At 52.0% G+C, this 12,825-nt stretch carries 13 protein-coding genes; 3 read left to right on the top strand and 10 right to left on the bottom strand.

Going from position 1 to position 12,825, the window contains the following annotated elements:
* The 8 genes from nirB to HMPREF9412_RS16750 all read right to left on the bottom strand — a co-directional run.
* On the bottom strand, positions 1–2,278 hold a 2,278-nt coding region (nirB, locus tag HMPREF9412_RS16715), incomplete at its 3' end, for a nitrite reductase large subunit NirB (RefSeq protein WP_009592830.1).
* Positions 2,279–2,457: 179 nt separating this feature from the next.
* Positions 2,458–3,135 carry a hypothetical protein gene (locus HMPREF9412_RS16720; protein ID WP_009592828.1) on the bottom strand — a complete coding sequence of 226 codons (678 nt, stop codon included), beginning with the start codon at positions 3,133–3,135 and terminating at the stop codon, positions 2,458–2,460.
* A 183-nt stretch (positions 3,136–3,318) separates the two neighbouring features.
* On the bottom strand, positions 3,319–3,639 hold the full coding sequence (locus HMPREF9412_RS16725; protein ID WP_009592832.1) for a winged helix-turn-helix transcriptional regulator: 321 nt from the start codon (positions 3,637–3,639) through the stop codon (positions 3,319–3,321).
* A 154-nt stretch (positions 3,640–3,793) separates the two neighbouring features.
* Complete coding sequence (locus HMPREF9412_RS16730) at positions 3,794–4,456, bottom strand: uracil-DNA glycosylase (RefSeq protein ID WP_009592822.1); 663 nt, start codon at positions 4,454–4,456, stop codon at positions 3,794–3,796.
* Between the two features lie 176 nt (positions 4,457–4,632).
* Positions 4,633–5,355 (bottom strand): ThuA domain-containing protein, encoded by a 723-nt coding sequence (locus HMPREF9412_RS16735; protein ID WP_009592827.1) that lies wholly within the window; start codon positions 5,353–5,355, stop codon positions 4,633–4,635.
* 43 nt (positions 5,356–5,398) lie between these two features.
* Positions 5,399–6,367: a sugar phosphate isomerase/epimerase family protein gene (locus HMPREF9412_RS16740; protein WP_009592834.1), complete on the bottom strand. Its 969-nt coding sequence runs from the start codon at positions 6,365–6,367 to the stop codon at positions 5,399–5,401.
* A gap of 44 nt (positions 6,368–6,411) precedes the next feature.
* A complete protein-coding gene (locus tag HMPREF9412_RS16745; protein WP_009592831.1) occupies positions 6,412–7,497 on the bottom strand; it encodes a Gfo/Idh/MocA family protein in 1,086 nt (361 codons plus the stop codon).
* Between the two features lie 170 nt (positions 7,498–7,667).
* Positions 7,668–8,768: a Gfo/Idh/MocA family protein gene (locus tag HMPREF9412_RS16750; protein WP_009592824.1), complete on the bottom strand. Its 1,101-nt coding sequence runs from the start codon at positions 8,766–8,768 to the stop codon at positions 7,668–7,670.
* 140 nt (positions 8,769–8,908) lie between these two features.
* Between HMPREF9412_RS16750 and HMPREF9412_RS16755 the strand changes: the two genes are divergently transcribed.
* Positions 8,909–9,727, top strand: a complete 819-nt coding sequence (locus HMPREF9412_RS16755) for an AraC family transcriptional regulator (protein ID WP_009592826.1) — start codon at positions 8,909–8,911, stop codon at positions 9,725–9,727.
* A 98-nt stretch (positions 9,728–9,825) separates the two neighbouring features.
* Here the strand turns inward: HMPREF9412_RS16755 and HMPREF9412_RS16760 are convergent, their stop codons facing one another.
* Both HMPREF9412_RS16760 and HMPREF9412_RS16765 read right to left on the bottom strand, forming a co-directional pair.
* Positions 9,826–10,140, bottom strand: a complete 315-nt coding sequence (locus tag HMPREF9412_RS16760) for a hypothetical protein (RefSeq protein WP_009592829.1) — start codon at positions 10,138–10,140, stop codon at positions 9,826–9,828.
* A gap of 95 nt (positions 10,141–10,235) precedes the next feature.
* Positions 10,236–10,937: a TerC family protein gene (locus HMPREF9412_RS16765; RefSeq protein ID WP_015734420.1), complete on the bottom strand. Its 702-nt coding sequence runs from the start codon at positions 10,935–10,937 to the stop codon at positions 10,236–10,238.
* 514 nt (positions 10,938–11,451) lie between these two features.
* On the opposite strand from HMPREF9412_RS16765, the gene HMPREF9412_RS16770 reads away from it, so the two are divergent.
* On the top strand, positions 11,452–12,063 hold the full coding sequence (locus tag HMPREF9412_RS16770; RefSeq protein ID WP_009592823.1) for a TVP38/TMEM64 family protein: 612 nt from the start codon (positions 11,452–11,454) through the stop codon (positions 12,061–12,063).
* 91 nt (positions 12,064–12,154) lie between these two features.
* Positions 12,155–12,825: peptide-methionine (S)-S-oxide reductase MsrA (gene msrA / locus HMPREF9412_RS16775; protein ID WP_009592833.1), on the top strand; the 671-nt coding region annotated here is incomplete at its 3' end.

A 12,825-nucleotide genomic window follows, 5' to 3' on the forward strand; every position in this document is an offset into this window, starting at 1 on the left:
TTTGTTCCAGTCCCAGACGCTCTACCCATTCCGACGTTCTCTCGAGGTACTTGCCGGTTTCACGGTAGTACTGCATTAAGGCGCCGCAGATCTCGATCAGTTCCTCGTCCGTTTTCACTTTACAGAACGAATCGGCCAGGCGTGCCTTCGTTCCGCCGTTGCCTCCGACGAATATCTCCCATCCGCCGTCATTGCCGACGATCCCGATGTCCTTCGTACACGATTCGGCACAATTTCGGGGGCATCCGTTGACCGCCATTTTAAACTTCGCCGGAAAGTCCAGCCGCTCGAATTTCTCCTCGAGGAATGCACCCATGCCCATCGAATCCTGCGTGCCGAAGCGGCAGAATTGGGAGCCTACGCAGGTCTTGACGGTTCGCAGCGATTTGGCATAAGCATAACCGGACGGCATATCCAGCTCTTCCCATACGCTTGGCAGATCTTCCTTCTTCACGCCGATCAGATCCAGTCGCTGTCCGCCGGTTACCTTAACGACCTTAACATTGTACTTAAGCGATACGTCCGCAATTTTCTTCAAATCCTCCGGCGTGGTAACGCCGCCGTACATTCTTGGCACTACCGTGTAAGTGCCGTCTTTCTGAATGTTGGCGTTCATCCGTTCGTTGACGAAGCGGGACTCCCTCTCCTCCTGATGGGTCACCGGATTCAGCATGGCCAGATAATAATGGATGGCGGGACGGCATTTGGAGCAGCCCTCAGGGTTGCTGAAGTTCAGAACATGCATGACTTCCTTCGTCGTGGTCAGCCCCTTGGCGCTGATTTCGGCGACGATTTCGTCCCGGTCGAGCGTGGTGCAAGGACATATGCCTTGTTTGCCTGCCGTCTTAAAGCCATCGCCCAGTACGCTCTGAAGGATTTGCTCCACGACTGGCTTGCAGCCTCCGCAAGAACGGGTCGCTCCCGTGCAAGCTTTGATTTCGTCCACCGTCGTGAGGCCTTGAAGCGTCACGGCATCCACAATGGCCTTTTTGGTTACGCCGTTGCAGCCGCAGACGATTTCATCGTCGGGCATCTTATCCAGCGAGAAGGCCTTGCCGTTTCCTTTCCCTGCACATTCGGTGCCCATGATCGAATGATAGATCTCCTCGGTCATGGCCGTCTTTTTTCGTATCATGGATTGAAGGCTGGCCGAATCGCTGACATCTCCGAACAATATCGCGCCGACGATGATATTGTCGCGCAGCAGGATTTTCTTATAAGTCTTGCGCCAATCGTCCTTCGCCACGATCACCGAGTGCTCAGCCTGCTCCATGAACTCTCCTGCGGAGAATACATCAACGCCGCTGATTTTCAGTTTCGTCGATACGATGCTGCCCTCGTAAGGCTGGCCGTCCACGCCGCAGAGATGCTTGGCAAGAACCTGTCCCTGCTCGAACAACGGCGCAACCAGGCCGTAGCATGCCCCCCGATGCTCGCAGCATTCGCCAACCGCATACACATCCGGCCAGGAGGTCTGAAGATAATCGTTGACTACGATTCCCCGGTTCACTTCGATACCGCTCGCTTGGGCGGCAGCAACGTTCGCTCTGATACCCACGGCCATGACCACGAGTTCCGCTTCAAGCTCATCTCCATCTTTGAACCGCAGCCCCGTTACTCTCTCATCGCCCATGATTTCCGTGGTTTGTTTGCCTAATAAGAACCGGATCCCCTGCCGCTCCAGCTCCCTTTGCAGCATCCCCGATGCCATGGAATCCAGCTGGCTCTCCATCAAATCCTGCATGAGATGAACCACCGTCACCTCCATGCCCAGGCTGACCAATCCCTTCGCAGCTTCCAGACCCAGCAGCCCTCCTCCGATGACGGCCGCTTTCTTGTATGCCTTGGCGGCTTGAAGCATCTGCGTGCAGTCGGCGATGTTTCGAAATCCGATAACTCCCTCTTTGTCACTGCCCGGTACAGGCAATATAAAAGGCTTCGAACCTGTAGCTATAATCACTTTGTCATAAGGAACCGTCAATCCGTTATCGGCCGTTACAACCTTGCGCTCCCCGTCGATGGCGGTGACGGTCACACCCGTATGCAGGGTGATCTGATTGTCCTCGTACCATTTCCAGTCATTCAATACGATGTCGTCCAAGGTTTTACTGCCTTCCAGCACATAGGACAGCATAATGCGATTGTAGTTCGGGTGAGGCTCCTGTCCAATGACGGTGATGTCAAATTTCCCACCCAATTTAATGATTTGCTCGACCGTGCTTATGCCTGCGATACCGTTGCCAATGACAACCAACTTTTCTCTCTTTATATTGGACATCGTTTGATTCCTCCCCAACACGTGATCTGGTGCTCGTGTATTTCACTGCTTACAAGTAAATTATATCGTGTAAAGGCATATATTTTTGTGATTTATTTCACATTGATCTTTAAAATTTAAATAAAAATACCAAATAACCCTGTCCGATTGGAACAAGGTTATCCTAAAAAGACGGCCTGCTATATGATTTCGGCTTCCATATAGGCTCGTTCGCCGCCGGGCACTTTTAAATAGGGACGAATTCCGGCAAATCCCCCCGCATCCAGGTTCACCCCGGTCATCCAGTTCCCCTCCAAAAGGCCTCCTTCCGACTGCATGATGACGGCAGGCGCCTCGATATGCTCCTGGTACAGTACGATGCCGGCCTGAATGGTCTTATAGGCTTTTCCTTGCTGCACCAAAGGCACGGCACTAATATACGTAGGCACAAAATAATGGGCGATCACGTCCAGCTCCTCCCCGTCGAAGAACGCTTCGCTGCCGAGGAAGGGATGCAGCATCACGATTTTCTCGTAGAGCGACCAGATGATCATATGCAGGAATCTTCCCATCCGTCCCTTATTCTGCTCGGAAGACGAATTCAATGTTTCGGTTTCATAACCAATGAACTTCCATCCGCCGGGAGCCTTGACCCATTTCTGGAACATGTCGACCCGAGCGGTGCCGTCTTGGCTAACGGATGCTACAGCGTCTGGGCTTGTTCCACACACGGCCGACCACAGTGATTCCGGTACATACTGGCTCAGCACCCGCTTGGTTTTCTCAAATATATGAAGCACTTGTAATGAAGCGTTTTCAAGCTCTGAGATGTCCTCTTGTCCATAATGGAACCGGGAGATATTCGTTCGCTTGATCATGGGCTCGCCTCCTTGATATGCCGCCTGGATTATTACATCATATAGAAGGTGCGTCAGCTTGGTGCATGTCCGGATATTTTTGCAGGACGAAACGAAAAATCAGCCATTCTGGTTAGAAAAAAAACCCTGAAATGAGGATATCTCATGCCAGGGTTTAATCGTCAACGGGAGTCTTAAGATGACTCATCTGTCGACCCATTGTTCTGCCCAGGATGAAATTTGCTCCATCACCGGACGCAGTGCTTTGCCTTTTTCAGTCAGTTCATATTCAATACGTACCGGAGTTTCCGGATAGACATGACGAATCAGTATGCCTTCGCATTCCAAATCCTTCATCCGCTCGGAGAGCATTTTATCGCTCATGGACGGAATCAAATTCGAAATATCCTTAAAGCGCTTAGGTCCGCTCATCAGCGTTTGAATAATCAAGCCGTTCCACCGTTTGCCCAGAAAAGAAAAGGCCGATTCGAAACGGGGACACATCGTAACATTTGTAACTTCCATATCCCTTCACCTCTTTACGAAGTCACCTTGTTTATAGAAACTCATAAGCTTACCCAGAAATCTAGAAAACTTACGAATTGTAAGTATGTTTCATTTTAGCATATTTTCGAGAAGCTGAAAACCTCCTAGCCCCTTTTTCCCAGAAAATCAGCGCTTATCCCCCTAATATCCGAGCCAAAATATCCAAATCGTCCTCAATCAAAGTGGATAATTTCCTATTATACAGCACCGCCGCTGGATGGAACAGAGGGAATATCTTATAGGTCTCCGGTGAAAACACATAGCCTGCTCCGGGATTTTCCGGATCTGCCGCTTGCTGAACTGGTCCCTCCATCAGCTTGCCGTGCAGCGACGTCACCGTTTCATGGCTTCCGATTAACCGGTGCAGCGCGGTATTTCCCATAGGTGCCAGGATGTCCGGGCGCACCCATCGGATCTCTTCATCAAGCAAAGGCGCATGCGCCAAAATTTCCGCCTTGGTCGGCGTGCGATTCGATCGGCTGATGACATTCTCACCCGAAGGCCTCACGAGCACTTTATCCTTGTAGGGCCTGCTTCGCATGGCACTGGTAATATATACCTGGTCCCTCGTCAGTTTCAGACGTTCCAGGTACGCGTTCATCTCTTGTCCGGCCTGCCCTACAAAAGGTTTGCCTTCCAAAACTTCATGAGCCCCGGGCGCTTCCCCGATGAACATAATTTTCGCAAAGCGGACTCCCCTTCCGAGCAGGAAGCCCTCAACGGGTTGATGGACGAGCCTCGCCCGGCATATGGCGATGGTTGCGGGATCTACAGGTGCGCTTTGTACTTCGTTCATGTGTACAGCCCCCTCTCCTATATCATACAATACCCCATATTCACGTATATTCTATCCCCAGCTGAGCAAAAACATTTCGAAAAAGCAGCCCCAACATACCAAAAAAACGAGCCGAACAAGGACTGTACCTTGAACGGCTCGTTCGCTGATGCTTAGGATAACGCGCTGTTTATAGCTTAGACTAAAACGGGAAGCGCGCGAACCGGCTGACTGTTGCCGAACGTTTGCTTGCCTGCCGTGGAATGAGCCCAGTTAATCGCATTGGAGATCACTTTCAGCACTTCGGGGTTGTAGTAGGTTGGATAGGTCTCATGCCCTGGACGGAAGTAAAAAATGTTCCCATGCCCGCGTTTGAATGTGCATCCGCTGCGGAACACTTCCCCGCCCTCGAAATTGCTGACGAATACCAGCTCATCAGGGGCCGGAATGTCAAAGAACTCCCCGTACATTTCCTCGTGCTCGATGATGATCGGTCCCGTAATTCCCGCCGCAATCGGATGCGTCGGATTCACGCTCCAAATAATTTCCTGTTCTCCTGCTTCGCGCCACTTCAAATCGCAGCTCGTGCCCATCAAAGCTTTGAACGGTTTGGAAAAATGTCCGGAATGGAGAACGATCAGTCCCATACCATCCTGCACGCGTTTTACGACCTTGCTTACGATTTCGTCACTAACCTGGTCATGAGCCATATGCCCCCACCACAACAGCACATCGGTTGAATCCAGTACATCGTCCGTCAATCCATGCTCCGGCTGGTCGAGCGTTGCCGTTCTAATGATGAAATCCGGATTTTGCAGACCCTCCGCCAAAGCTGTGTGAATGCCCGTCGGATAAACGCTCCGAACCTCATCATGGATTTTCTCGTGCACGAATTCATTCCATATGGTTACGTTAAGCATGTTGCTGTTCCCCCTAATTGCTTATTCGTTATTCTCTACGCTGTTAGACCCACCACATTTCTCCGAGCGGCTCTTCGATCAGCACTTGCTGAAGGTTTTGCACCGCTTTGGAGAAGCCTTCTTCAACGGACATCAGTCCGTCTTCATGTTCAATGCTCACGACATAGTCATATCCAACCAGGCGAAGAGCACTCATCATATCCGCCCATTCCTTCACATCGTGTCCGTAACCTACGCTGCGGAACTGCCAAGCGCGATCCAGCATGTTCGCATACGACTGCATATCCGTGAGACCATGTTTGTTCACGTTAATCGGATCAATGCTAGTATCCTTCGCATGGAAGTGGTGGATCGCTCCTTCGCGGCCCAAAATTTGAATCGCTTGAACAGGGTCAATCCCTTGCCACCACATGTGGCTCGGATCCAGGTTGGCACCGATCACTTCGCCTGCGGCTTCGCGCAAACGGAGCAGCGTGCCCGGCGTGTGAACGGAGAAGCCGCCGTGCAGTTCCAAACCGATTTTGACATTGCGGTCTGCCGCAAATTTACCCCACTCGGTCCAATAAGGAATGACCTTGTTATCCCACTGCCAAGTCAGGATCTCTTGGTAGTCGTTAGGCCAAGGCGCTACCGGCCAGTTCGGGTATTTGGCATCCTCGTGGTCGCCTGGGCAGCCGGAGAATGTGTTGACAACAGGTACTTCAAGCTTCTCGGCAAGCTCCACCGTTTTTACGTATGTGTCATGGAATTCTTTTGCGATTGCCTTTTGCGGATGAAGCGGATTGCCGTGGCAGCTCAGTGCGCTAATGATCAGCCCGCGGGATTCCACCGCGTTTTTGAAGTTTTTCAGCGCGGTTTCATTCTCAAGCAGCTCGACCGGGTTGCAATGTGCATTTCCGGGATAACCGCCTGTTCCGATTTCAACTGCTTTAAGGCCCTTGGATGCCACGTAGTCCAAAGCATCCTCCAGTTTACGTCCACTCAGCAATACCATAAATACGCCTAATTTCATTGTATAACCTCCTGGTTTAGCTTAGTCATCATTGATTGCAAGATTTAGTTGTCGAAATAAATCGCTTTACCCGTCTTCGCCGATTCATAGATCGCTTCCAGGATTTGCGTCACCACAAACGCCTGCTCCGGCTTAACGACCGGATCCTTATCCTCTATGATCGCTTCAAGCCACATTCTTGCTTCACGGTCCGACTCGTTTTCCTTGGAGCCCGAATAGAAAGCTACGCCGCCGGCGTTCAGATCCACTTTGGTTTCATACAGTCTGCTCATTTTCTCGCCGTTGATGCGCAAGCCGTCTTTCATGTCGGCTCCGCCTTCGGTTCCCGCCAGAACGGCTTTCGCTTCGCCGATCTCCAGGACGTTAAGCGCCCAGCTGGATTCCAGAACGATCGTAGCGCCGTTCTCCATCGTAATAAATCCGAATGCCGAATCCTCTACCGTGAATTCCTTCGGATCCCACGGACCGAACGCATTCGCCGCATTCTCGCGCTGACCCAATTTATGGAACGTGGATCCCAGCACGCTTTTCGGCTTGTAATTGTCCATCAGCCACAAGGTCAAATCCAGCGCATGGGTTCCGATATCGATCAACGGACCTCCGCCTTGCTTCTCCTCGTCAAGGAATACGCCCCAGGTCGGAACGGCACGGCGGCGGATGGCCATGGCTTTACCGTAGTAGATCTCGCCCAGCTCGCCTTCCTCGCAGATCCCCTTCAAATACATGCTGTCGTCCCGGAAACGGTTGTTATAACCGATGGTCAGTTTTTTGCCTGTGCGCTTTGCGGCGTCCAGCATGGCCTGTGCTTCGGAAACCGTTTTTGCCATCGGCTTCTCGCACATCACGTGCTTGCCGGCTTCCAGGGATGCTACCGTGATTTCGGAGTGCGAATCGTTCGGCGTACATACATGGATGACGTCAATGCTTCCGTCTTTCAGCAATTCCCTGAAATCCGTGTACACTTTTGCGCCTTCAACCCCGTATTCGGCTGCTGCCTTCTGCGCACGCTCTTCCACGATGTCGCAAAAAGCGACCAATTCGGCCTGCGCCTGCTTCTTCAAGCTCGGCATATGCTTGCCGTTGGCGATTCCCCCGCAGCCGATAATTCCGATTTTCAACGTGTTCGACATGTCCATTTCCTCCCCATACTGTTGATCTTATTGGAGCTGTCCCAATATTAGTGCAACGCTTTCATGCGGATCGCCGGGCTAGAGCCCATCATTCTGCCAGATCCGTCAGAAGCTGGTTTGCCTGTTGTTCATAACCAGTTTACAAGAATATGGACCAGGCTTCCAGTTCCCTATTCAGCCGATTCGGCCTGCTGAGGTGCCGGAAGTTTGCCATAACGGTACGTGCTTTGCAGAACGATATGCCTGCCCTCCAGCGAAGACTGCTGAAAGGACTGCATGATCTCCAGCACGTGATAAGCCAGGCGGCCGCTTACGCGGTGGTCCTTCTGCTCATGAATCGATTGGATCATATCATGGATGCCCAGACCCCGCTCGTTCTTCCCGCATTCGAAGGCGGGCTCAAGCAATTCCCATTCCTCGGAGCCGTGCTTGCGCAGCTTCACTTCCCCGTTGAAGTAGTTCGGATCGCCGAGACTCAGGCTGCCCTGCGTGCCGTAGATTTCGATCCAGGGCAGATTGGACCCGCCAAAGATATCGAAACTGGTAATCATGGTTGCAATGGCACCGTTCTCAAAATCCAGCGTCCCTGCCAAATGCGTCGGCGTCTGAACCGTGATCGGCTTTCCTTGAAGCGGGCCGGAGCCGACGGAACGGTCCGGGATCTGGATGCCTGTGGATGCGCTGATCCGGCTTGCGGGACCCAGCAGCTCTACCAGGGCCGACACATAATAAGGTCCCATGTCCATCATCGGACCTCCGCCCGACGCGTAAAAAAATTCGGGATTGGGATGCCATGCTTCCGGTCCTGCCCCCATCATAAACGCCGTTGCGGCAACAGGTCTGCCGATCAGCCCGGATTCAATGGCCGCTTTGGCCGTCTGTACGCCGGAGCCTAGGAACGTATCCGGTGCGCAGCCGACGCGAAGCCCCTTCTGATCGGCGATATTCAGGACGCGGCGGGCTTCGTCAAGGGTTATGGCCAGCGGTTTTTCACTGTAGACATGCTTGCCTGCTTCCAGGGAGGCGATATCGACATTGGCGTGGCTGGCCGGAATGGTCAAATTAATAATAAACTCAATATCCGTCTGTGCGAGCATCTCCTCAACCGTGTATACGTTCGGGATGTTGAACTCTTCCGCTTTCGCTTTGGCGTTGTCCGGAATGAGATCGGCACATGCCACGATTTCAACCCAAGGGCTGTTTTTCAAGTTCGTGAAGTATACGCCGCTGATGGTTCCGCAGCCAATTATACCTGCTCTCATTTTTTTCATCGATGTCACTCCTTGAACCAATAGATGTGCTCGGACTAGTACAATGGTATTCTTTTATGCTTTCGTTTAAAATGAAGAATATGATTAAAACATGAACAATCTGGTCATTATTTTCTTATTCTTCAAAGGGGACTTAAGCAATGGATTCAAATCTTTCCAACCAAGTCGTAGCAGCGGATTTCTCATTTCATCGCAAACCTTTCAAGATGTCCCTGGCGGACGGTTTCGACACCTATTTGATGCGTTGGCAGACCGACGGCAAATGCCGCGCCAAAATCGACGGCAAGCTGTCGCTCGTCGAGGCAGGGGATCTGTTGATCTTCACGCCCGGACAGCCTTATGAACTTCGAATCGATGACGAATACAACGCATTGGGTGAATTGACCATCGAAAGCGGCGATTATCATATTTTTTTCAAAGGGCCTTGGGCGGACGCGTGGTGGAATTCCAAGAAACGCCCGACCAAAATCAGGGTACCGCTGGAGGAGCGTTACCTGAGCCTGTTTCGGCAAATTCTGCTCGAGCAGCGGCGCGTATCGGATCCTTATCCCGAGATTTCGGATTATACCGTGCGGATTCTGTGCCTTGAGGTGGACCGCCTGTTATCGGAGCAGCCGTCAACAACCCCCAAGACGTATCTCGCCTACCGCATGAAGAACTACATTGAGGAGAATGCCTCCTCCATGTTCAAGCTGGAGGATGTCGCCGGCCATGTCGGCATCAGCGTTTCCCGGGCAGTCCATCTGTTCAAGGAAGCGTTCGGCACCACCATCATGCAGTACACCATGGACGTGCGACTGAGCATGGCAAAGGAACGGATCGTTTTCAGCCCCCTCTCCCTGGAGGATGTCGCCGAAACCTCCGGCTTTGCGAACTACACTTATTTTCACCGCGTTTTCCGTTCCCGATTCGGCGTTTCGCCTAAGCAATTCCGCATGTCCAGCCGAACCTCCAATTAATGGTCATACCTCCACTGTAAAAAAGCGGGCCGACCAAGGTTTTTCCTTGATCGACCCGCTTCTTCTTTGAATCGGATGTAAGATATTCCATGATTCCGTTACTTCTTGTCAGGACCAAGGGTGGCCGCTGCCTCGGCAACAACGATAGCCAAGTCTTCATTACCGAACATCGACAGGACGCCAAGCAGGGTCTGATCCGGTATTTCCCCAGCCTCTTCTTTGGGCACCGTCAATTCAAGCACGCGCGTCAACCGCTCATTGTCCGGCTGATCCGGATAGGCTTTACGGTACAGCTCAGCCGGGTCCAGACCGTGATTCACACACCACTGGGCAAACACGAGGATCATCATATCCTCATCCTGACGGTACGATTCCGCTATCCGTTCTTCTACGGACTTTCCCGCAGATTCCATGCATTTACTCCTCCTCATGCGAACAGGGCGTTATGGGCTCTGTTCGTTCATGAAGACATTATACCGCTTGGTTCCGGTTCAGACAAAGTCTTAAACTAGTCGACCATCTTTACCTGTACCGGGTTGCTCTTCGCTTTGTGCTCATTCTTCTTCTTCATCCAGGTTCCGATGCCGATGACGATGGCAATGACGATAACCTCAAACCCGTACTTCACGACGCCATTTGCGAACCAGCCGTGAATCATCGGCTCTTCCACCACCATCTTCGATGCGGTCCAGGCTAACACCGCAGCGCCGATCGTGATGATAATCGGGAAGCGATCCGTCAGCTTCAGGATAATGGTACTGCCCCACACCATGATCGGAACGGAAATCGCAAGTCCGACAATAACCAGCATGAAGCTTTCACCGGCAGCGCCTGCTACGGCAAGAACGTTATCCAGTCCCATCATGGCATCCGCGATGATGATCGTACGGATAGCCGCCCACATTTGGTTGCCCGCGGAAATTTCATGCTGCTTCTCATCGACCAGCAGCTTGTAGGCAATCCACAGCAGCGCGATACCGCCGATCAAGCGCAAGCCGGGGATCATCAAGAGCTGGACAACGAGCAGCGTGGCTACGATCCGTATGATGATCGCACCGACGGTTCCCCACAGGATAACCTTCTTCTGGTCCTCTTTCTGGACATTGCGAGCGGCGAGACCGATAACGATAGCATTATCGCCTGCCAGCACGAGGTCAATGAGGACAATCGACAGCAGCGCGGTCCAAAATTCCATCGACAGCAAATCCATGATTCCCCACCCTTTCTTCATGTTCTGATTAGGCTTTCGCCTACCGATGTCCTCCACCAAAAAAACGCTGTTCCCTTCATCGGTAGGGTCTACAGCGTTTTTTGGGCGCAAAAATAGACCTCCACCTCATCATGAAACAATCAGGCAAAGGTCTCGCTAAACAACTCATCGTTGCCAATAAAGCCGGGGATGGTTAGTCCCGTAATGACGACTTTACTTACGATATAGAATTTATAAGTCATCGGCAGAGCCCATGAAATTCTATATCGCAAGAAAACCTACCGTTGAAGTCGCGGTTGTTCATCCTTGATAAGGCCACGACCGAGGTTTTCTTATGAAGCTACTCCCCTTTGGGAACTATTCGGTTGGACATATTATAACATACGAAAAATCGCTTGTATATTCAAATTTTTCCATAGTATCGATTGCGAGAGTCTTCCAAAGACGGGCAGCATGCCTGTTTTTTTGCTATCATGGTGCTATTCAGGTCAACGATGCAAAGTGAGGATTCTACATGAAGAGATGGATCATCCCCATCCTATATGCGGCAGTACTGGCACTTGCTTTTTCATACAGGCATGATATCACGGAGTGGCTGGAGAGCGATCCCCCGCTCTTCCTCATGATCCTGCTGGCAGCCCTGCTTGCCTTATTTCCCATTGCCCCCTACAAAGTGGTCATCGCTATTCTCGGGTATGCATACGGCACCGTCTGGGCGGCCGCCATATCGTGGTTCGGAACGACGATCGCCGCCGTCATCCTGTATGCGGCTGTGCGGTCTTTATATCAGGAGTCCGGCAGACGGCTGCTTGGGAAATACACGGCCATACACAGGTTTACGAACGCGGTCGAACGGCGCCCCTTTCAGTCGATCCTGCTCGCCCGCCTGCTGCCCGTGATACCGCAAATGGCCGTCAATCTATATGCCGGCGTCGCCTCGATCCCATTCTGGACGTACACCGCCGCTTCCGCCATCGGCAAAATTCCAGCCATCCTCCTGTACGCCTGGCTTGGCAGCGGATTGGCCGATCATCCGGTCATCTTCGCGGCTGTTGCGGCAGGACTTATGCTGCTAACCGCTTTGCTCATGGCCGCTTTCCGGTGGTATAAGGGGAGAACGACATAATCGGAGCAATATTTTGGTTTCCTTGACCAAAATGATTATAATAACAATAAGACTTACATTTTATATTGTTAAAACGATGGAGGGATAATAGATGAATAATCGTTCAACCCCAAGCGAATTGGCTACCTTTGCGGGAGGCTGCTTTTGGTGTATGGTCTCTCCCTTTGACGAGCTGCCGGGCATTCTGAAGGTCGTTTCCGGTTATACTGGCGGCCACAAGGAAAATCCGACCTATGAAGAGGTGTGCTCCGATACCACAGGCCATTATGAGGCCGTTCAAATCACCTATAACCCGGAAGTTTTCCCATATGAGAAGCTGCTCGAGCTTTTCTGGCAGCAAATCGATCCTACGGACGAGGGCGGACAATTCCATGACCGCGGGACATCCTACCGAACCGCTATTTTTTACCATACGGAGGAGCAGCGCGAGCTTGCGGAGCAATCCAAGCAGGCCGTGGCGGCCAGCGGACGTTTCGACGGACCGATCGTGACGCCGATCATCCCGGCGAGCACCTTCTATGAGGCCGAGGAATACCATCAGGATTACCACAAGAAAAATCCGGGCCATTACAAACGCTATCGCAAAGGCTCCGGACGGGAGGATTTCATTGAGGAGCACTGGTCGGAGCCGGTGGATAACGCCGAGCTTAAGCAGCGCCTGACGCCGATCCAATATGAAGTGACGCAGAACAACGCAACCGAACCCCCGTTCCACAATGAGTATTGGGACCATCATGGGGAAGGCATTTACGTCGATATCGT

Source organism: Paenibacillus sp. HGF5, from assembly GCF_000204455.1.
Classification (GTDB): domain Bacteria; phylum Bacillota; class Bacilli; order Paenibacillales; family Paenibacillaceae; genus Paenibacillus_AQ; species Paenibacillus_AQ lautus_A.